General features: G+C 64.8%; 19 protein-coding genes. 11 read left to right on the forward strand and 8 right to left on the reverse strand.

Annotation, left to right across the window (positions count from 1 at the left end; translation table 11 throughout):
* Positions 1-111 precede the first annotated feature (111 nt).
* On the reverse strand, positions 112-546 hold the full coding sequence (locus AC0L3A_RS17235) for a MarR family winged helix-turn-helix transcriptional regulator (RefSeq protein ID WP_007599198.1): 435 nt from the start codon (positions 544-546) through the stop codon (positions 112-114).
* Positions 547-724: 178 nt separating this feature from the next.
* Here AC0L3A_RS17235 and AC0L3A_RS17240 point away from each other — a divergent pair, with 178 nt between their 5' ends.
* The 7 genes from AC0L3A_RS17240 (at position 725) to AC0L3A_RS17270 (ending at position 8,302) form a co-directional block, all read left to right on the forward strand.
* Positions 725-1,912, forward strand: coding sequence for a substrate-binding domain-containing protein (locus AC0L3A_RS17240; protein ID WP_007599200.1), 1,188 nt, complete (start codon positions 725-727; stop codon positions 1,910-1,912).
* Positions 1,913-2,086: 174 nt separating this feature from the next.
* Entirely contained in the window at positions 2,087-3,601 is a 1,515-nt protein-coding gene (locus AC0L3A_RS17245) for an amidase (protein ID WP_035993944.1), read from the forward strand.
* Positions 3,602-3,709: 108 nt separating this feature from the next.
* Positions 3,710-4,567, forward strand: coding sequence for a branched-chain amino acid ABC transporter permease (locus tag AC0L3A_RS17250; protein ID WP_007599204.1), 858 nt, complete (start codon positions 3,710-3,712; stop codon positions 4,565-4,567).
* Positions 4,568-4,571: 4 nt separating this feature from the next.
* Positions 4,572-5,789: a substrate-binding protein gene (locus AC0L3A_RS17255; protein WP_007599205.1), complete on the forward strand. Its 1,218-nt coding sequence runs from the start codon at positions 4,572-4,574 to the stop codon at positions 5,787-5,789.
* Positions 5,790-5,795: 6 nt separating this feature from the next.
* On the forward strand, positions 5,796-6,893 hold the full coding sequence (locus AC0L3A_RS17260) for a branched-chain amino acid ABC transporter permease (RefSeq protein WP_007599212.1): 1,098 nt from the start codon (positions 5,796-5,798) through the stop codon (positions 6,891-6,893).
* Positions 6,880-7,614, forward strand: a complete 735-nt coding sequence (locus AC0L3A_RS17265) for an ABC transporter ATP-binding protein (RefSeq protein WP_007599214.1) — start codon at positions 6,880-6,882, stop codon at positions 7,612-7,614. The genes AC0L3A_RS17260 and AC0L3A_RS17265 overlap by 14 nt, the downstream gene beginning before the upstream one ends.
* A complete protein-coding gene (locus AC0L3A_RS17270; RefSeq protein ID WP_007599215.1) occupies positions 7,607-8,302 on the forward strand; it encodes a branched-chain amino acid ABC transporter ATP-binding protein in 696 nt (231 codons plus the stop codon). Before AC0L3A_RS17265 ends, AC0L3A_RS17270 begins: the two co-directional genes overlap by 8 nt.
* A 435-nt stretch (positions 8,303-8,737) precedes the next feature.
* Here AC0L3A_RS17270 and AC0L3A_RS17275 read toward each other — a convergent pair whose 3' ends face one another.
* The 5 genes from AC0L3A_RS17275 to AC0L3A_RS17295 all read right to left on the reverse strand — a co-directional run bounded on the left by AC0L3A_RS17275 (position 8,738) and on the right by AC0L3A_RS17295 (position 13,436).
* Positions 8,738-8,968 (reverse strand): AbrB/MazE/SpoVT family DNA-binding domain-containing protein, encoded by a 231-nt coding sequence (locus AC0L3A_RS17275; RefSeq protein ID WP_007599216.1) that lies wholly within the window; start codon positions 8,966-8,968, stop codon positions 8,738-8,740.
* Between the two features lie 77 nt (positions 8,969-9,045).
* Positions 9,046-10,590, reverse strand: a complete 1,545-nt coding sequence (locus AC0L3A_RS17280; RefSeq protein WP_473254832.1) for a L,D-transpeptidase family protein — start codon at positions 10,588-10,590, stop codon at positions 9,046-9,048.
* 453 nt (positions 10,591-11,043) lie between these two features.
* Entirely contained in the window at positions 11,044-12,006 is a 963-nt protein-coding gene (locus AC0L3A_RS17285) for an acetyl-CoA carboxylase carboxyltransferase subunit alpha (RefSeq protein WP_007599220.1), read from the reverse strand.
* Positions 12,007-12,291: 285 nt separating this feature from the next.
* Positions 12,292-13,272, reverse strand: a complete 981-nt coding sequence (gene xerD / locus AC0L3A_RS17290; protein ID WP_007599222.1) for a site-specific tyrosine recombinase XerD — start codon at positions 13,270-13,272, stop codon at positions 12,292-12,294.
* A 17-nt stretch (positions 13,273-13,289) separates the two neighbouring features.
* The gene (locus AC0L3A_RS17295) at positions 13,290-13,436 is read right to left on the reverse strand and encodes a hypothetical protein (protein WP_035669499.1); all 147 of its coding nucleotides are present in this window, start codon (positions 13,434-13,436) and stop codon (positions 13,290-13,292) included.
* Between the two features lie 184 nt (positions 13,437-13,620).
* Here AC0L3A_RS17295 and AC0L3A_RS17300 point away from each other — a divergent pair, with 184 nt between their 5' ends.
* The 3 genes from AC0L3A_RS17300 (at position 13,621) to AC0L3A_RS17310 (ending at position 16,786) form a co-directional block, all read left to right on the forward strand.
* Positions 13,621-14,244 carry a shikimate kinase gene (locus tag AC0L3A_RS17300; RefSeq protein ID WP_007599224.1) on the forward strand — a complete coding sequence of 208 codons (624 nt, stop codon included), beginning with the start codon at positions 13,621-13,623 and terminating at the stop codon, positions 14,242-14,244.
* On the forward strand, positions 14,241-15,389 hold the full coding sequence (gene aroB / locus AC0L3A_RS17305; RefSeq protein WP_007599225.1) for a 3-dehydroquinate synthase: 1,149 nt from the start codon (positions 14,241-14,243) through the stop codon (positions 15,387-15,389). Before AC0L3A_RS17300 ends, aroB begins: the two co-directional genes overlap by 4 nt.
* 92 nt (positions 15,390-15,481) lie before the next feature.
* Positions 15,482-16,786: an HlyC/CorC family transporter gene (locus AC0L3A_RS17310; RefSeq protein ID WP_007599226.1), complete on the forward strand. Its 1,305-nt coding sequence runs from the start codon at positions 15,482-15,484 to the stop codon at positions 16,784-16,786.
* Positions 16,787-16,953: 167 nt separating this feature from the next.
* Here AC0L3A_RS17310 and AC0L3A_RS17315 read toward each other — a convergent pair whose 3' ends face one another.
* The gene (locus AC0L3A_RS17315; protein WP_026232423.1) at positions 16,954-17,229 is read right to left on the reverse strand and encodes a BolA family protein; all 276 of its coding nucleotides are present in this window, start codon (positions 17,227-17,229) and stop codon (positions 16,954-16,956) included.
* A gap of 152 nt (positions 17,230-17,381) precedes the next feature.
* Between AC0L3A_RS17315 and AC0L3A_RS17320 the strand changes: the two genes are divergently transcribed.
* Positions 17,382-18,017, forward strand: coding sequence for a J domain-containing protein (locus AC0L3A_RS17320; RefSeq protein ID WP_007599228.1), 636 nt, complete (start codon positions 17,382-17,384; stop codon positions 18,015-18,017).
* A gap of 147 nt (positions 18,018-18,164) precedes the next feature.
* On the opposite strand, the gene AC0L3A_RS17325 is transcribed toward AC0L3A_RS17320, so the two are convergent.
* On the reverse strand, positions 18,165-19,259 hold the full coding sequence (locus tag AC0L3A_RS17325) for a citrate synthase/methylcitrate synthase (protein WP_007599229.1): 1,095 nt from the start codon (positions 19,257-19,259) through the stop codon (positions 18,165-18,167).
* Between the last annotated feature and the right edge of the window lie 58 nt (positions 19,260-19,317).

Here is a 19,317-nt window from a genome sequence, read left to right on the forward strand (position 1 = left end):
TACTCCTACACCACTCCCCCCCCACTCTCCCCCGCGCCCCCCCCCCCCCCCCCCCGCCCCCCCCCCCACCCCCCCCCCCCCCCCCCCCCCCCCCCCCCCCCCCACGAATTCTCAATTCGAACTATCGATCAAGCTCTCCAGCAGCCGCTTCAATTCGCTCGTCGATTTGTCGCCGTAGCTCTCCAGGATGTGCTCTTCCTGGTCGACCGCGAGCGAGTTGAGCTTCTTGCTCAGCACCTTGCCGCGATCGGAGATGAACATCAGGACCTTGCGGCGATCGTTCGGGTCCTGCACGCGGTAGACCAGCGTGTCCGAGACCATGCGATCGATCATCTTGGTCAGCGTCGGATGGTTGAGCAGCACGGCATCCGCGAGTTCGCCCATCGAATGGCCGTTGCCATCCGACAGCACTTTCAGGATGCGCCACTGCTCGACGGGCACGCCTTCCTTGCTCAACCGCAGTTCGAGCTGCCGGTTGATCTCCCGGTTGGCTTGCGCGAGCAGGTAGGCGAGGTGTTCGGTGATCGGGGTGTTTGGTTTTGCCACGGCTAAGACTTTGTCTTGACCCAAATGAGTGAATGTCTTGCAATCGATGCTGCATCTATATGCACTTCAATTCTTGAATATTCAATATTTTCAAAATAGGATATTGCCCAACAATAGGGCGGGTGCCGCGGCCGCCTGCTGAATGAGCTTTCAAGTCTGGTATCAGACAGGAGTTGGCGTGCGCGCGACGGTAAACTTCCCGGCTCACGGCGGTCCGGCGTTACCGCCGTCCTTGCTGTTCAGGAATCTGTCGCCCGCGGCAGCGGATTTCGACCTGTCGCCGGTTGACGCGCATTTCATGAAGCGCCGCGGCGCACACAACAAGCTCCGCGTCGGCGGCTTCATCTGCTGCACCGGCTCGCCCGGCGTTTGGGGTCCGTGCGCGACAAGCAGTGCGCAGCTCGCCGTCGCCGAGATCAACAAGCGCGGCGGCATTCTCGGGCGCGAAATCGAGCTTTCGATCTACGACGCCGGCGGCCCGCTCGACGAGATTCTGAGCCGCGCCGAGCAGGCGATCGCGTCCGATGAGATCGATCTCATCGTCGGCTTACATACCAGCGCGGTGCGTGTGGCGCTGCGCAAGGTCACCACCCGCCACCGCATCCCCTACATCTACACACCCGTTTACGAAGGCGGCGAGCAGACGCCGGGTGTCATGGCGATCGGCGAGACGCCGCGCTGGCAGAGCCGTCCGTCGATCCACTGGCTTGCCGACGTCAAAAAGGCGGCGCGCTGGTACCTGATCGGCAGCGACTATGTCTGGCCCTGGCAGTCGCACCGCGCAGTGAAGCGCTACATCAAGGAGGCCGGCGGCCATGTCGTCGGCGAAGAGTTCGTTCCCCTCGGCGAAGACAACCACGAGCCGCATCTGGAGCGCATCCGTGCCGCGAGGCCGGATGTCGTCCTGATCTCGTTGATCGGCACCGACAGCATCACGTTCAATCGCGCGTTCGGCGAATGCGGTCTCGGCGCCACGACGCTGCGGCTGGCCGGGGCGATGGACGAGACCGTGCTGCTCGGAATCGGCGCCGACAACAGCGAGAATCTGTTCTGCGCCTCCGGCTATTTCCCCGGCATCGGATCGCGGGTCAATGACGACTTCCAGAGCCGCTATCGCGCGATGTTCGGACCGAACGGCCCCCCGATCGGGTCGCTCGGTCAATCCAGCTATGAGGGACTGCGCTTCCTTGAGGCCGTAGCAAACAAGGCGGGCACGTTGGCGATGGCGCCCATGCTCGCGGCCGGCCGCAACATCGTCTATGGCGGCGCGCGCGGCCCCGTCACCGTCAGGAACGGTCATACCCGGATGCAAATGTATCTCGCCGGGGCGGATGGCCTCGATTTCAAGCTGATCAAACCGATCTGATGCCGGCGCGGCCATCCGCAAACGCCCGAATTCAAAATAATACTTGAAAAGGAAAATATTTCCGTCTGTAATATCGAGGTGGAGCCGATGGGCCCGCGCCGTGCACGCGCGCCCATGAGGCTCCAATGCCAGGGATTCCAATTCCAGGGATCAAGAAGCCTTGAGGAGAGCGCCGTGACAGTTGTCCTTCCCACGCCAGCCCAATTGCGCAGTGTCGCCGACCAGTGCGGCCTTTCGCTGACCGACGACGATGTCGCCTCGTTCCGCGGCCTGATGCAGGGCTCGATCGAGGCCTACAATCTCGTCGGCGCCATGCCGGACGAGGTGCCGGAGGTCAAATATCCGCGCACCCCGGGCTATCGGCCCTCGCCGGAAGAAAACCCGCGCAACGCCTGGTATCGCAAGTCGACGGTGAAGGGTGCGGCGAGCGGCAAGCTCAAGGGCAAGACGGTTGCTCTCAAGGACAACATCATGCTCGCCGGCGTTCCCATGATGAACGGCTCGGCGACGCTCGAAGGCTACGTCCCGGATTTCGACGCCACCATCGTCACCCGCATGCTCGATGCCGGCGCCGAGATTGCCGGAAAAGTCCATTGCGAATCCTTCTGCATGTCCGGCGGCAGCCACACCAATGCGGTCGGCGCCGTCCACAATCCGCACAAGATGGGCTATTCGGCCGGCGGCTCATCGTCAGGCTCAGGCGTCGTCGTCGCGCTCGGCGAGGTCGACATGGCGATCGGCGGCGACCAGGGTGGTTCGATCCGCATGCCGTCCTCCTTCTGCGGCACTTATGGCATGAAGCCGACCTGGGGCCTCGTGCCCTACACCGGCATCATGCCGATCGAGGTGTTCGTCGATCACACCGGCCCGATGACGGCGACCGTCGCCGACAACGCCCTGCTGCTCGAAGTGCTGGCCGGCGACGACGGCTACGATCCCCGCATCAAGGCGCCCAAAGTCGAGGAGTACACCAAGGCGCTCGGCCAGGGCGTCAAGGGCATGAAGATCGGGATCCTCAAGGAAGGCTTTGAGCAGGCGAATGCCGAAGCCGCCGTGAACGAGAGCGTGCGGGAGGCCGCAAAGCGTTTTAGGGATCTCGGCGCCACGGTCGAGACCGTTTCGATTCCGATGCATCTCATGGGCCCCGCGATCTGGACGCCGATCGGCACCGAGGGCATGACCCAGACCATGATGTATGGCGACGGCTATGGTCTGTCCCGCTCCGACCTCTATTCGACCACGTTGATGGACTTCCATCGCGGCTGGCGCCGGCAGGCGGATTCCCTGTCCGAGACCACAAAGCTGTTCCTGCTGCTCGGCACCTACATCAACAACACTTTCGGTCCGCGCTATTACGGCAAGGCGCTCAACATCTCCCGACGCCTGACCGCGGCCTACGACAAGGCCTTCAAAGACTACGATTTGCTGCTGCTGCCGACCACGCCCATGAAGGCGACGAAGCTGCCGGAAGCCACGGCCAGCCGCGAGGACTATGTCGCGCGTGCGCTGGAGATGATCTCCAACACCGCGCCGTTCGACATCACTCATCATCCGGCGATGTCGCTGCCCTGCGGCATGGTCGACGGCCTTCCCGTCGGCCTCATGCTGGTCGGCCGCATGTTCGAGGAATCCACCATCTACCGTGCCGCCCACGCCTTCGAGCAGATCGGCGACTGGAAGAAGATGTGAGCGAGGCATTGATGCGGGCCAACGGAACAGGGAAGCGTTTTCGGACGCGTCAAGACAACAAGCCGGAGCCCCGTTCCGATCCCGTCGGAACGGGAAAGGCTCTGGCGCATGGCTAACGCATTCGTCGCGGCTTTCGAGATCCTGAGCTTTGGCGCGATCATCGTCCTGATCGTGCTGGGGCTCGGGATCATCGCCAGCATGATGGGCATCTTCAACTTCGCGCAGGGCGAGTTCGTCCTGCTCGGGGCCTACATCACTTATCTCGCCTACGCCAAGGGCCTGCCGATCTGGGCCGGCATGGTCGCCGCGCCCTTCGTCGTCGGCGCGCTCGGCTTCGTGCTGGAGGCGCTGATCATCCGACGCTTCTACGCAGCGCCCATCGTCGCCATGCTCGGCACCTATGCGCTCGGCCTGATCATCCGCGAATCCGTGCGCGGCCTGATCGGCGGCTTCTATCTCACCGTGCCGGAGCCGATCGGCGGCTCGATCGATGTCGGCGCCATGCACATCTCGGCCTGGCGCTTCACCATCATCGTCATCACAGCGCTGGTGATGGGCGGCTGCTATCTGTTGCTGGCGCGCACCAGCTTCGGCCTGCGCGTGCGCGCCACGCTGGAAAATCCCTCGCTGGCACGCGCCTCCGGAATCTCCACGCCGCTGATCTACGGCGCCACCTTCGCCTTCGGCGCGGCACTTGCCGGCCTTGCCGGCGCTCTGATCGTGCCGGTGTTCAGCCTGTTCGCCGATCTCGGCCTGCGCTTCCTGATCCAGGGCTTCGTCGCGGTGATGGTCGGCGGCGTCGGCTCCTTCATCGGGCCGGTCGCAGGCGCCGGCGTCATCGGCACGCTCAGTGCCGCGCTGCCCTGGGTGATGGCGCCGGTCGTCGCCGATGTCCTCGTCTTCGTTCTTGCCATCATCTTCATCAAATTCCGGCCGCAGGGCCTCATCGCTGGAAAAGGGGTTTAGTCACATGTCCGATCGCACTCAGCTCTCCCGCCGCCGCTTCCTCTCGAATTTCGCCTTTGCCTCCGGCGCGGTCGCAACCGGCGTCGGCAGTTGGGTGATCCCCGCGCCCTGGGCCAATGCGGCCGAAGCCCCGATCAAGGTCGGCATCGCCACCGACCTCACCGGGCCGATCGCCTACGCCGGCAATGCCGACGCCAACGTCGCCAAGATGGTGATCAAGGAGATCAACGCCGGCGGCGGCCTGCTCGGCCGCCCGCTCGAGCTCTATATCGAGGACACGGCCTCCAACGAGTCCGTCGCTGTCGGCAACGTCCGCAAGCTAATCCAGCGCGACAAGGTCGACATGGTGCTCGGCGGCATCACCTCGTCGATGCGCAACGCCATCAAGGACCCGATCGTCGCGCGCGGCAAGACGCTCTACATCTATCCGCAGCTGTACGAAGGCAAGGAGTGCACGCCCTATCTGTTCTGCACCGGGCCGACGCCCGCGCAGCAGTGCGACGAGTTCATTCCCTGGCTGATCAAGAACGGCGGCAAGAAGTTCGCGCTGCCGAGCGCCAACTACGTCTGGCCGCACACGCTCAACGTCTACGCCCGCAAGGTGATCGAGGCCAATGGCGGCGAGGTCGTGTTCGAGGAATATTATCCGCTCGACCAGGTCGACTTCTCCTCGACCGTCAACCGCATCATCTCCAACAAGGTCGACGTCGTCTTCAATACCGTCATCCCGCCCGGCGTCGGTCCGTTCTTCAAGCAGCTCTATGAGGCCGGCTTCCTCAAGAATGGCGGACGGCTGGCCTGCGTCTACTATGACGAGAACACGCTCAACATCAATCAGGCCGCCGAGATCGAGGGTCTCGCCAGCTGCCTCGATTATTTCAAGGTGCTGACCAAGGAGAACCCGTTCGACGCGAAAATCCAGGCGGCCTACGAGAAGGATTTCCCGGGCAACTTCCTGTTCGCCGCCGGCAGCGCCGCCACCGGCACCTATCGCGGCCTGAAGCTGTGGGAAGCCGCCGTCAAGGAAGCCGGCAAGATCGACCGCGAGTCGGTCGCCGCGACGCTCGACCACGCCAAGATCGCCGAAGGCCCCGGCGGACCGGCCGAGATGGTACCGGGCAAGCGGCATTGCAAGATGAAGATGTACACCGCGGTCGCCAAGGGCGGGAATTACGAGATCGTCGGACGCAGCGACGGGCTCGTCGATCCCAAGGAATGCTGAGGCGGAATGCCGAAGTCGATGAGTGTGGTAAGAGAGGCCATCGCCGGCGACGAAGCGGACGATGCGATGGCTGAGCGCGCGGTAGCGGAACAGGTCGCGGCAGGACGAAAAGTCCTGCCGATCGTGGAGGGCGTCGTGCTCGTTGCGGCGCTGGTCGCGCCGCTGGTGCTGCAGGACTACCTCACGGTGTTCGCGACGCGGGTGATCATCCTCGCGCTGTTCGCGCTCTCGTTCGACCTGGTGTGGGGCTATGCCGGCATCATGAGCTTTGGCCAGGCGCTGTTCTTCGGCTCGGCCGGCTATGGCGTGGCGTTGCTCGCGCGCGACCTCGACATCACCAACATCTTCCTGGTGCTGCCCGCGGGAACGCTGATCGGGCTCACGTTCGCGCTGTTGCTCGGCGGCTTCCTGCTGCTGGGACGACATCCCTCCAGCGTGATCTTCGTCTCGCTGGGCACGCTAACCGGCTCCTACGCCGCCGACCGGCTGGCGCGCGGCTGGTACTATCTCGGCGGCCAGAACGGTATCCCCTCGATCTCGTCGATGACGCTCGGCAGTTACGAATTCTCGGAAGGGCCGCCGTTCTACTATCTCGTGCTTGGCCTTCTTGTCGTGGTCTATCTCCTCTGCCGTTTTCTGGTGCGCTCGCAGTTCGGGTTGGCGCTCGCGGGCTTGCGCGAGAACGAGCAGCGCATCGCCTTCTTCGGCTACAAGACGCAGCACTTGAAGGCGATCATCTTCGCGATCGGCGGCGCGGTGGCGGGTCTTGCCGGCAGCCTTTACGCCTTCCACGAGGGTTTCGTCTGGCCCAACATGGTCGGCGTCGTGGTCTCGACGCAAGTCGTGCTCTACGTCCTGTTCGGCGGTTCCGGCACGCTGATCGGCGCCGTCATCGGCGCCGTCATCGTCGAGGGCGTCAGCTTCTGGCTCTCGGACAATTACCGCGAGGTCTGGCCGATCATCCTTGGCGTGCTGCTGTTGCTCGTGATCCTGTTCCGGCCGCTCGGTCTGATCAGTTTTGTGCTCGGCGAGCGCGAGCGGGTCGGCAGCTTTGGTGGCAAGTCCAGGAAAACCGGGAAGGAGAAGCGCGATGCCGCTCCTTGAAGCCACCGGCGTCAAGAAGATTTTCGGGAAGCTCACCGCGCTCGACGGCGCCGCGCTCACTGTCGGCGAGAACGAGTTTCACGGCCTGATCGGACCGAACGGCTCCGGCAAGAGCACGCTGATGAAGTGCATCGCTGGCGCCGAGGTGCCGACGCAGGGCAAGGTGAGTTTCATCAACACCGACATCACCGCGTTCACGCCGACCGAGCGTGCCCGCGCCGGCATGAGCCTGAAATTCCAGATCACATCCGTGCTGCCGACGCTGACGCTCTACGACAACATCCTGCTCGCGCTGCAGGCGCAATCTTCGCTGTTCGATCTCGTGTTCTCGCGCACGCGCGGGCTCCTGCACGATCAGGTCATGACCATGCTGACGCAGTTCCGCCTCGCCGACCGCGCTTTCGATGCGGCCGCAGCGCTGTCGCACGGTCAGCAGCAATGGCTGGAGATCGCGATGGCGCTGGCCGGCAAGCCGAAACTCCTGCTGCTGGACGAGCCGACCGGCGGGATGAGCCTGGAGGAGCGCCGCGTTACCGGCGAATTGCTGCAGCCGATCAAAAAGCATTGCTCGCTTGTCATCGTCGAGCACGACCTCGATTTCATCCGCGACATCTGCGATCGTCTCACCGTGCTCGACCAGGGCAAGGTGCTGGCGTCCGGCACGGTGTCGGAGATCCAGGCCAACAAGGCCGTCCAGGAGATCTATTTGCGCCGTGCCTGAATTTTTGGACATCAAGCATCTCGACGCCGGCTATGGCCGCAGCCAGGTCCTGTTCGACGTCAACCTCGGCATTCCCTGGCGCGGCGGTGTCGCCGTGCTCGGCCGCAACGGCGCCGGCAAGACCACGTTGATGAAGACCATCGTCGGCGAGTTGCCGGCGTGGAAGGGCGAGGTCGCCTTCGATGGCCGCGACATCAGCCGCCGCGCGACCCAGGAGCGCGTCCGCGCCGGCATCGGCTACGTGCCGCAGGAGCATTCGGTGTTCGCGCGTCTGTCGGTGCGCGACAATCTCGCGGTCGGCTCGCTCGCGAGCAGGAAGGCCGACGCGGTCGACCACGTGCTGACCATCTTCCCAAAACTCGGCCAGCGCCTCGACCAGCCCGCCGGCACGCTGTCCGGCGGCGAGCGCAAGATGCTCGCCATCGGCCGTGCCATGCTGGGCGATCCAAAACTGCTTCTGCTCGACGAGCCGACCGAGGGCGTCTGGATCGGCGTGATCGAGGAAATTACCGAGCGCCTGATCGAGCTCGCGAAAACCATCGCCGTGATCATCGTCGAGCAGCACCTCGACCTCGCGCTTCGCGTCGCGGACTACGCCTACGTGCTCGACCGCGGACGAGTCGCGCTGCAAGGCGAGGCAGGCGAGGTGAGGGGCAATCCGGAGCTGCTGCGGTATCTGGCGCCGTAGGGCGCCCTGCCAGTCCGGTCATCCCCGCGCAATGGCGAAGCCATTGTCGCTGGAGGCGCTCGCGCAGCGAGCCTCGAAGGATGCACGGCCGCGCGGCCAAGCGGGCCGTCGGCCTTCGAGGGTAGCTGAAGAAGCGGACACCTCAGGGTGACGGTGAAGTGCTTCCGAAAAATGGATTGACGATGGACAGCCCGCCGATGCTGCGTCCGTGCTGCATGTCCTCGCTATACAGGGTCTCGCAGCCAGCCTCGATTGCGGTCGCTACGATCAGAGCATCGCAAAAAGGCAAGCGTATGGTCGCGCGCAAGCGCAAGCGCCGTAGCGTGCGTGTCGGCAGTGAGATGACGCCGCCGCCGGCAATTGTGGTCAGCGCGCGCTCGCGCCGGATGTCGGCCGAAAAGGCATAGACCAGGATGTTGCTGTCGAAGAACGGGCTTATCTCTCGTTCGCTTCGTCCCGGTCGAATTTGTAACCCTCGGGCAGGGGAATCCGGAACTGGTCGGCTTGCCTGAGAAATTCCGCTCGTCTGTCGACCTTCTCTACTGCGATCTGGCCTGTCGAAGTCTCTACGACATTGAGCTCGTCACCGGGGGAGAGGTTCAAAGCCTCAACGAGTGCCTTAGGCAGGCGGACTGCGAGGCTGTTACCCCATTTGGAGACCAGCATGGAATGATATGCCCTGATCATTCGGGACCGCCGTCAGCTCGGTAAAAATCGGGATAGGGCGAGAGGTTCCCGCCCGCTTACTTCACCGCCCCGAACCGGCTGTCGAACGAGTTCGACTGGACCACCGGCGCGGCGCCCATGATCTGGGTCGCTTCACCCGCGCCATCGGACACCGACGGCTTCAGCGTCGGGCGGGTCGCCGCGAGGCGGGTGTCGGGCTTCGCTGGTTCGGCGGGCTTGGCGACGGCAACGGCTGGCTTCGGCGCATCCTTCCCTGCATCCTTGGACTTGTCGTGTCCCGGCACGAACCGGGTTACCGCGGCCTTCAGCCGGGACGCCGCGGTAGGCGGCGTCGTGGAAGTCGCAGCCGGGGCGACGGATGCCGTGGCCTGCGGCGGCGGCGTGGTCGCCGTGGCGTCGGCGTTGCCGATGCCCATCTTGCGGCCGAGGTTGGAGAAGAAGCCGGATTTCTCCGCCGGAGCAGCGGTGGCGACACGCGTGTTGGCGGCGGGCGCGCTGACGGCGACGACCGGCTCTTCCTGCGGCGAGGGCGCGGCCGCATCGAGATTCGGCTTCGGCGGATTGACGTGTCCAGGAATCGTGCCCGGCGCCTTCGCCATCGCCAGCATCTGGAGCGTGGTGCCTTCGGCGCCTTCCGACAGGCCGGTCGAGCCCTCCGGAATCTTCGCGGCAAAGATCTTGTTCATGCCGCCGTCGATGCCGGTGTTCATGCGCGCAACGGGGGTGCCGCGCGAGACCAGCTTGTTGTACTCGGCCTGGTCGCGTGCATCCTTCTCGCGCACGGCGCTGGCGATCTCCTCGGGGATCACATAGGCCGGGCACTTTGCGGACGCGTCGAACACCGGATCACGCTTGGCGTCGGGCGGCTTCGCCGCGTCGAACACGTACTTCTTTTCGCAGAAATCGACCTTCGGCTCCTGCCGCGTCACCTCGAAATGATCATAGCCTTCCTTGATCATCTTCCAGAACGGCATGTTCGGATTGTTCCGGTGCTTGGCCATGTTCACCGGCGTCATCTTGAACGGATAGGCCTGCAGCTGGAACGCCTTCTGGCCGCCGAAGAAGGACTCGCGCCCGAGCGAATAGATCTCGGCGATCTGCTCGTCCGTCATCGCGTAGCAGCCGCGCGAGGAACAATCGCCATGCACCATCAGCTGCGAGCCGCTGCGGCCCAAAGCCTTGTCGAACGCGTTCGGATAGCCCGTGTTGAACGACAAATAGTACGCCGACTGCGGATTCATCTGGCCCGGATTGATCGAGTAGAATCCTTCCGGCGCCTGGCGGTCGCCTTCGCGCACCTTCGGGCCGAGATCGCCGGACCAGCGACAGATCGGATAGGTCTTGAGCAGCGCGAACTGGCCGTTGCGGGTCTGCTTCCAGACCTCAAGCTCGGCCTCCTGCTTGAACAGGCGCACCAGGATCGGCGATTGCAGATCCATGTCCTTCTCGACCATCGCGGCGAGAAGTTTTGGCGGCACCGGCTGGTTGGCCTTGGCATTGGTCGCAAGCGAAAACTGGTCGGTGTCGCACCCGGCCAGCACAAAGCTGGCGGCAAGCGCCACCGAAACCAGAAACGCGCGAGCAAGCGAACGAGAAATCAAGATGGACCCCACACCGTCCAGGGCATCGCGCGCAAACCCCAATCTTGAAGCATGATCCGACCGGAGACCCGGACCCGTCGCGACGGGCTTTTTCGCAATCACGCTCCAGCGCTTATGCCCTGAAGCCATTGATTAAAATTCTAACCTCTGGGTCATGTGGTCGCAACCCGAACGGGGATCACGAGCCCGTTGGCCCAAAGGCGTGGTCAACGAAGACTTAAACTGGGCCGTAACCTGGGCCTCGCGGCCAAACCGGTACAGAGATCGCTGATTTGGGCAAAAAAAGGGTTAACGCGGGGTTACCGGGGGCTCTTCACCTCCCCGCTTGCGGGGGAGGCCGGGAGAGGGCTCGTGCCGCATCGGGAGTATCGCGAGAGGAAATACCCTCTCCCCGACCCTCCCCCGCAAGCGGGGGAGGGAGCGCACCGCCGCTGCGGTCCCAAACCGCCCGAATCAGCCCAGTTTCCGGCCGATATCGAGGAATTTCTGCCGCCGATGCTTGCGGATGGCGTCGCCGTCCAGGCCCCGCAGCTCGTCAAAAGCCTTGGCGATGGCGTCGCCCGTGGTGGCGATCATGGCGGCGGGGTCGCGATGGGCGCCGCCGACCGGCTCCTTCAGGATGCTGTCGATCACGCCGAAGCGGAGCATGTCCTGGGCGGTGATCTTCATGTTGTTAGCGGCTTCCTGCGCCTTGGAGCCGTCTCGCCAGAGGATCGAGGACGCCGCCTCGGGCGAGATCACGCTGTAGATCGCGTGCTCCAGCATCAGGACCTTGTTGGCGGTGGTGATGGCGATGGCGCCGCCCGACATGCCCTCGCCGGTGATGATGGCGACGTTCGGCACGGTCAGCGCCATGCAGGCATCGGTCGAACGCGCGATCGCCTCGGCCTGACCGCGCTCTTCCGCGCCGATGCCGGGATAGGCGCCGGCGGAATCGGCGAGCGACAGCACCGGCAGGCCGAACCGCTCCGCCATCTCCATCAGCCGCACGCATTTGCGATAGCCCTCGGGCCGCGCCATGCCGAAATTATGCTTGATGCGGCTCTCGGTGGAATCGCCCTTTTCCTGGCCCATCACGCAGATGGCCTCGCCGCGGAAGCGGCCGAAGCCGGCCACCAGCGCCTCGTCCTCGCCGAACTTGCGGTCGCCGGCGAGCGGGGTGAACTCGGTGATCAGGCCCTTGATGAAGTCGTTGAAATGCGGCCGCTGCGGATGCCGCGCAACCAGCGTCTTCTGCCACGGCGTCAGGTTCAGATAGAGGTCGGCCATCGCCTGCGCCGCCTTGTCCTCGATCCGCCCGATCTCCTCGGCGATGTCGCTGCCGGAGGCCGCAAGCGTCCGCAATTCGTCGAGCTTGGAATCGAGCTCGGCGACGGGCTTTTCGAAATCGAGATAGCTGCGCATCTGGTCTGGCATCAACTCAATATAGGGAGAACGGGGCGAGGCGGCGAAGCGGATTCGATGTCGTGGAAAGAAATGTAGGTTCGTCAATGAGTTGGCTTGTGTGCTCGCAACGAGCGCAGGCCAAATCATCGTGAGGCCTCGGCTCTTTCTGCGGAGATGTGGCCGAAGTCAAGGCGGTTTCGGGCTCCGACCCGTACCGTAGCCCGGATGAGCGAAGCGATATCCGGCGCAGGTCGCCCCAATCGTCAATCCCGGATGTCGCTTCGCTCATCCGGGCTACTGCAGCTAAGGCAGCAACTACTTCTCCGCCAGCGGGTGCAGGTCGCGGACCAGGCTCTTCAGCCGCTCCTCGACCACGTGGGTGTAGATCTGGGTGGTCGAGATGTCGGTGTGGCCGAGCAGCGTCTGCACGATACGCAAATCGGCGCCGTTGTGCAGCAGGTGGCTGGCGAAGGCGTGGCGCAGCACATGGGGGGAGACCAGCCGGGCCTGCAGCCCTGAAGCGACCGCGAGCTCCTTCAAGTCGCGGGCAAAATGCTGCCGCGTCAGATGTCCGCTCTCGCCGAACGAGGGGAACAACCATTTCGAGGCCGCCACGCTGTTCTTCTTGTCTGCCTTGTTGTCCTTGGCCGCCTCTGTCGCCGCGAGATAATCGGCCATCGCCTGGCGCGAGGCCTCGTTGAGCGGCACCAGCCGTTCCTTGTTGCCCTTGCCGCGCACCACGATCATGCGGGCGTCGCGCTTCGCCGCCGTGCGCGGCAGCGCCACCAGCTCGGAGACGCGCAGGCCGGTGGCGTAGAGGACCTCGAGTAGACAATAGAGTCTCAGGGCGCGCAGCCGTTTCGACGGCGAGGCATCCTCAGCCTCGCTCAATTCCTTGGCGCGGCGGAGCATGCGATCGACATCCGCGATCGACAGCACCTTCGGCAGCCCGCGGCCGCGCTTGGGGCCGGACAGGATCGCCGCGGGATCGTCGGTTCTGATGCGTTCGTTCAGGAGGAAGCGATAGAGATGCCGCAGCGCCGACAGCCGTCGCGCGACGCTGGTGGACTTGAAGCCGCGCGTGTCGAGATCGGCGAGATAGTCGCGCAGCGTCTGTGTTTCCGCGTCCGCGAATGCATGGCCGACGCGGCCGAGAAATTCGGAGAAGTCGGTGAGGTCGCGGCGGTAGGCGTCGAGCGTATTGGGGCCGGCGCCCTGTTCCGCCGCGAGCATGTCGAGGAACAGGCCGGTAAGTTTTGTATCTGAGGGCTTGTTATCGGAAGATCTGGCACGCATGCCCCGGAGGCTAGCCCCTATTTCTTGAGAAACTTATCCGGCGGGATCGTCACCGTCATTTCCCGCGGCTTTGGATTGACGAAGTTCGCCAGCGCGAAGACCACGCCGTAGACGATGCCGGCGATCACGGCGACGACCGTCAGGAAGCGGAACAGGCTGGGCATCGGCAGGATCTCGGAGAGGGTCTCGGTCAGGGGCTTGGCGGGCAAATTAACCAATGAAATCATCCAACACGTTCGCCGTTTCGTGGCAAGAGTCCTCTGGCGAGGGCCCCTGCGGGGTCGTATAGGTGGCCAAAGGATGCCGCCTTTGGCGGCAGATCGAGCGAGACCCATTCGAGCGAGACAAATGCCCGACGCCGCGTTGCCGATCCAAGCCTCGCCCGAGGCCGACATCCTGTCGGCGCTGGGGACGCGCTCGATCGTGCTCGTCGGCATGATGGGGGTCGGCAAATCCACCATCGGCCGCCGCATGGCTCTCCGGCTCAAGCTGCCCTTCGTCGATGCCGACACCGAGATCGAGGCGGCGGCCGGCATGACCATACCGGAAATCTTCGAGCGCCACGGCGAGCCGCATTTCCGCGACGGCGAGGCCCGGGTGATCGCGCGTCTGCTCGACGGCGGTCCCATCGTGCTGGCGACCGGCGGCGGCGCTTTCATGCGCGAGGAGACGCGGGCCCGCATCGCCGCGAAGGCGATCTCGATCTGGCTCAAGGCCGATCACGATGTCATCATGCGCCGCGTGCGCCGGCGCGCCGACCGTCCACTGCTCCAGACCGCCGATCCCGAAGGAACCGTGACGCGCCTGCTCACCGAGCGCGAGCCGGTCTACGGCCATGCCGACCTCACCATCGCCTCGCGCGACGTGCCGCACGACAGAATCGTTGACGAGACCATCGAGACGCTACGCGCGCATCTTTGCGGCGAACGGGCGTCCCCGCCATCAGCCGACATCGCGAGTGCCGCACGATGACCGCGCCTTTGAAACATTCCGATCCCGTCAACGTCGAGGTCGCGCTGGAGAATCGCGCCTATGACATCGTCATCGGCCGCGGCGTGCTGGCCTCGCTCGGCGAACGGGTCGCGCGCCTGCGCCCCGGCGTACGCACCGCGATCGTGACGGATCGCACCGTCGCGAAATACTGGCTCGAGCCCGCCGAGTCTTCGCTCGCAGCCGCGGGCATTCCGACATCGCGCATCGTCGTCGAGGAAGGCGAGATCTCCAAGACCTATGCCGGTCTCGAAAAGGTCAGCGAAGCCCTGATCGCCGCGAAGATCGAGCGCAACGATCTCGTCATCGCGCTTGGCGGCGGCGTGGTCGGCGATCTCGCCGGTTTTGCGGCGGCGATCCTGCGCCGCGGCGTCGACTTCGTGCAGGTGCCGACCTCGCTGCTGGCGCAGGTCGATTCCTCCGTCGGTGGCAAGACCGGCATCAACTCGCCGCAGGGCAAGAACCTGCTCGGCGCCTTCCACCAGCCGGTGCTTGTGATCGCCGACACCGCCGTGCTCGATACGCTGTCGCCGCGGCAGTTCCGCGCCGGCTACGCCGAGGTGGCCAAATACGGCGTGCTCGGCGACGAGGCGTTCTTCGCCTGGCTCGAGAAAAACCATTCCGACATCGCCAAAGGCGGTTCGGCGCGCGAGCATGCGATCGCGACCTCCTGCCGCGCCAAGGCCGGCGTGGTCTCGCGCGACGAGCGCGAGACCGGCGAGCGCGCGCTGCTCAATCTCGGCCACACGTTCGGTCACGCGCTGGAAGCCGCGACCGGTTTCTCCGACCGCCTGTTTCACGGCGAGGGTGTTTCTATCGGCATGACGCTGGCGGCGCAGTTTTCCGCGAAGCTCGGCATGATCGGCGACGCGGACGCCGCGCGCGTCGAGCGCCACCTGATCGAAGCCGGCCTGCCGACGCGCTTGCAGGACATCGCGGGCTTCGCGCAGGAGGGGCTTGCCGATGCCGACGCGCTGTTGGCGCTGATGGCGCAGGACAAGAAGGTCGAGCGCGGCAGGCTCACCTTCATCCTGCTGGAGGCCGTGGGGCGGGCCGTCGTCGTGAAGAACGTCGAGCCGGCTCCGGTGCGCGACTTCCTGAAGGACAAGCTCGCCCTCAAGGCGTGACACGCGGTTGAACGGCGCTAAAGCGTTTTCGAGCGAAGTGGGTACCGGTTCGCGTCAAGAAAACGCGTCAAAACAAGAAACCAGAGTGGTTCATGGATTGGCTCGGCTTCACCATCGTCATTCTCTGCCTGCTCGTCTCCGGCTTCTTCGCCGCGAGCGAGACCGCACTGACCGGCGCTTCGCGCGCCAGCATGCTGCGGCTCTCCAAGCAGGGTAATCGCGACGCCGACGTGGTCTCGCAACTGCTCGACATGCGCGAGCGCCTGATCGGCGCGCTGCTGCTCGGCAACAACATCGCCAATATCAGTGCATCCGCACTGGCCACCAGCATCTTCACGGCCTGGTTCGGCGACGTCGGCGTGCTCTATGCCACCGGCTTGATGACCGCACTGGTCGTGATCTTCGCCGAGGTGCTGCCCAAGACCATCGCGATCAACGCGCCCGACCGCATGGCGCTCGCGGTCGCGCGCCCGATGCGGCTGACGATGTACGTGCTGGGGCCGCTGCTGCGGATCGTGGAAGTCATCGTGCGGCTGTTGATGCGCCTGTTTGGCCTTGCCGGCGAGCACCAGGCGATCCTGTCGCCGACCGAGCGCCTCCGCGGCGCGGTCGACCTGCTGCATCATGAAGGCAAGTTCGAGAAGCACGACCGCGACATGCTCGGAGGGCTGCTCGATCTGCGCGAGCTCCAGGTCTCCGACGTCATGATCCATCGCACCGAGATGACGATGATCAACGCCGACCTGCCGCCGGAGGATCTGGTGCGCGAGGTGCTGGCGGCCGAATACACCCGCATCCCGCTGTGGCGCGAGAAGCCGGAAAACATCATCGGCGTGCTCCACGCCAAGGATTTGCTGCGCGCGATCCGCGCGGCCGACGGCGAGACCTCGCGCATCGACGTCTCCACCATCGCGCTGCCGCCCTGGTTCGTGCCGGAGATGCGGCCCGTCTCCGAGCAGCTCAAGGCGTTCCGCCGCCGCAAGACCCATTTCGCCCTGGTCGTCGACGAGTACGGCGAAGTTGAAGGGCTCGTGACGCTGGAAGACATTCTGGAAGAGATCGTCGGCGACATCTCCGACGAGCATGACGTCGTGGTCGCGGGCGTGCGGGCCCAGCCGGACGGCTCGGTCGTCGTCGACGGCTCGGTGCCGATCCGCGACCTCAACCGCGCCATGGACTGGCACCTGCCCGACGAAGAGGCAACGACGGTCGCCGGCCTCGTCATTCACGAGGCGCGCTCGATCCCCGACCGCGGCCAGAGTTTCACCTTTCACGGCTTCCGCTTCCGCGTCCTCCGCCGCGAACGCAACCGCATCACCGCACTCCGTATTTCACCGGTGCCGCGCGAGACGGAAATGGAGGAAGCCAAGCGGCGGCGGGCGGGGACGTCGTTTTAGGATTCGCATGACCCTGTTGCCCCTCATGGTGAGGAGCGCCGAAAGGCGCGTCTCGAACCATGCAGGCCAGGATGCCGCCGCGGGGGCCTGTATCCTTCGAGACGCGCGCAACTGCGCGCTCCTCAGGATGAGGAGAAATGGCGCCGTCCGACGCTTGAACTGGCGAGCTAGCTCCCGCCTTCCCCCGGCGCTTGCGCGTGGATCGCCAGCGCGTGCACGCTGCCGGAGAGTTCCGCGGCCAGCGCCGAATTTATCATGCGGTGGCGATCGACCCGGCTCTTCCCTTTGAAGGCGGAAGACACAATATAAACGCGGAAGTGCGTCTCGCCGCTCGGCCGATGGCCGGCGTGGCCCTCATGCAAATGTGACTCGTCGACGACTTGCAGGCTTTCCGGCGTGAAAGCTTCCTGCAACTTGTTGCTGATAGTGTCTCTGATGGCCATCTGGGTCATTACGGTGCGAGATCGCTCTCCGTATTGCATAGGCCGCCTCTGGCGGCCGTTCAAGGACGCCTCAGCATAGCTTCGGCTATGCTTTTCAGCTAATTGCAATGTCAAGACTTGAAGGTTTTTGCATTGCGTAGTCAAAGTCAGCCATGCCGATCGATTCATCAAAGTTCTTCGACTCCATCCGGGTCAAGCCGAAAGGCAAGCAACCGGAAGTGAAGCCGCGCGACGCCGTGGTCAATTGCGAATGGACCGGGTGCCAGAACAAGGGCGCGCATCGTGCGCCCAAGGGTCGCGACAACCAGCGTGAGTACTGGCACTTTTGTCTGAACCATGTGCGCGAGTACAACCAGAACTACAATTTCTTCTCCGGCATGAATGCCGACGCTGTCGCGCGCTATCAGAAGGATGCGCTGACCGGCCATCGTCCGACCTGGAAGATGGGCGCCAATGGCGGCGTCAAGAAAGGCGCGGAAGCCGAGATCGACGGCGCCTTCGATCCGTTCAGCATGTTCCAGGAGCTCAACGGCCGCACCGGCTGGCGCGCCGGGCCGCAGGCCGCGCCCAAGGCCGAGACGCGCAAGATCATGAATGCCGAGCGCAAGGCGCTCCAGGTGATGGGCCTCGGCCCCGAGTCCACGCTCGCCGACGTCAAGTCCAAGTACAAGGCGCTCGTGAAGCAGCACCACCCCGACGCCAACGGCGGCGACCGCTCCACCGAGGACCGCCTGATCGAGATCATCAAGGCGTATAATTACCTGAAGACCGTGGTGCGCGAGGCGTAGGCCTCTCCCCGCGCCGTAGTATCGTAGGGAGGGCAAAGCGAAGCGTGCCCACCACTTCTGTTGCGGTGTTGGATCGATGGTGGGCACGGCGCAAGTGCGCCTTTGCCCACCCTACGATTCCCGGCTTGCGGAGATATCCGCGGTCCCTCACGCCTCCGGCATCGCCCCCACATATGACGAGCTCGGCCGGATCAACCGCCCGGTCCGCTGCTGCTCGCGCGCATGCGCCGTCCAACCGGCGGCGCGCGCCACCGCGAAGATGGGCGTGAAGGCCTGCCTCGGGATCGCCAGCGCATCGAGCAGGATCGCGGTGAAGAACTCCACATTGGTCTCCAGCGGCCGCTCCGGATTCTTCTTGCGCAGCGCGCTGCGGATATAGGCCTCGACCTCGCCGGCAAAGGGCAGGCCGGCGCCGTCCGATGCCAGCGCCTCGATCGCGGTCTTGAGCACATCTGCGCGGGGGTCGCGCACGCGATAGACGCGGTGGCCAAAACCCATCATCCGCTCGCCGCGGGCGAGTGCAGCGTCCACCCAGGGCTGGATGCGCTCGCGCGAACCGATCGCGTCGAGCATTTCCAGCACCGGCTCCGGCGCGCCGCCATGCAGCGGACCCGTCAGCGCGCAATAGCCGGCGGTGACGGCGGCAAACAGATCAGCCTGCGTTGAGGCCACCACGCGCGCGGTGAAGGTCGAGGCGTTCATGCCGTGGTCGCTGGCGGTGACGAGATAGGCGTCCAGCGCCGTGACCTCGCGTGGTTCGGGCGCGTGCCCGTGCAGCATGCGAAGCGTATCGGCAGCATGGCTCACGTTCGGATCGGGCGCCACGGGATCGAGACCCCTGGCGCGGCGGACGAGCGCGCCCGCAATCACCGGGAATGCGCCGACGATTGTCGCCTCATGGGCAAGGCCGTGCTCGGCGCGAAGTCCCGCGACCGCCGCGCGAAACCCGTCGATGATGCCCATGCCGCGCGTTGCTGGCAGCAACTCATCCAGCCGCGCGAAGGCGCGCTCGCGTGCGGCGCCCAGGCTCGCGCGCACATTAGCTTCGCTCAGCGTGGTCGTGCTGGCGCCGTTCCAGAGCCGGGCGGTGACGCCCTCAAAACTCGACTGGCTCGCCAATCGGCCAACATGCTCCCCGGCGATGATCAACTCGCCGCGCTCGCCGTCGACATGGCTCAGCACGGTTTCGGCTGCAGGAACGCCGTCCAGCCCGATCTGGCTTTTGGTGAGGTGGATGTTCATGGCCCAAATCTCCTTTGCACCAGCCAAAGGTCGGGCCTCTCGACAGATTGATCAATCT

The sequence above is a fragment of the Bradyrhizobium sp. MI1.3 genome, assembly GCF_055811695.1.

Bases quoted from the DNA above. Each gene is read 5' to 3' on its own strand.
- AC0L3A_RS17265 (WP_007599214.1), top strand. From the start codon at position 6,880: ATGCCGCTCCTTGAAGCCACCGGCGTCAAGAAGATTTTCGGGAAGCTC.
- AC0L3A_RS17250 (WP_007599204.1), top strand. From the start codon at position 3,710: ATGGCTAACGCATTCGTCGCGGCTTTCGAGATCCTGAGCTTTGGCGCG.
- AC0L3A_RS17320 (WP_007599228.1), top strand. From the start codon at position 17,382: ATGCCGATCGATTCATCAAAGTTCTTCGACTCCATCCGGGTCAAGCCG.
- AC0L3A_RS17315 (WP_026232423.1), bottom strand. From the start codon at position 17,229: ATGGCCATCAGAGACACTATCAGCAACAAGTTGCAGGAAGCTTTCACG.
- AC0L3A_RS17275 (WP_007599216.1), bottom strand. From the start codon at position 8,968: ATGCTGGTCTCCAAATGGGGTAACAGCCTCGCAGTCCGCCTGCCTAAG.
- AC0L3A_RS17285 (WP_007599220.1), bottom strand. From the start codon at position 12,006: ATGCCAGACCAGATGCGCAGCTATCTCGATTTCGAAAAGCCCGTCGCC.
- aroB (WP_007599225.1), top strand. From the start codon at position 14,241: ATGACCGCGCCTTTGAAACATTCCGATCCCGTCAACGTCGAGGTCGCG.
- AC0L3A_RS17310 (WP_007599226.1), top strand. From the start codon at position 15,482: ATGGATTGGCTCGGCTTCACCATCGTCATTCTCTGCCTGCTCGTCTCC.
- xerD (WP_007599222.1), bottom strand. From the start codon at position 13,272: ATGCGTGCCAGATCTTCCGATAACAAGCCCTCAGATACAAAACTTACC.
- AC0L3A_RS17255 (WP_007599205.1), top strand. From the start codon at position 4,572: ATGTCCGATCGCACTCAGCTCTCCCGCCGCCGCTTCCTCTCGAATTTC.
- AC0L3A_RS17295 (WP_035669499.1), bottom strand. From the start codon at position 13,436: ATGCCCAGCCTGTTCCGCTTCCTGACGGTCGTCGCCGTGATCGCCGGC.
- AC0L3A_RS17325 (WP_007599229.1), bottom strand. From the start codon at position 19,259: ATGAACATCCACCTCACCAAAAGCCAGATCGGGCTGGACGGCGTTCCT.
- AC0L3A_RS17300 (WP_007599224.1), top strand. From the start codon at position 13,621: ATGCCCGACGCCGCGTTGCCGATCCAAGCCTCGCCCGAGGCCGACATC.
- AC0L3A_RS17260 (WP_007599212.1), top strand. From the start codon at position 5,796: ATGCCGAAGTCGATGAGTGTGGTAAGAGAGGCCATCGCCGGCGACGAA.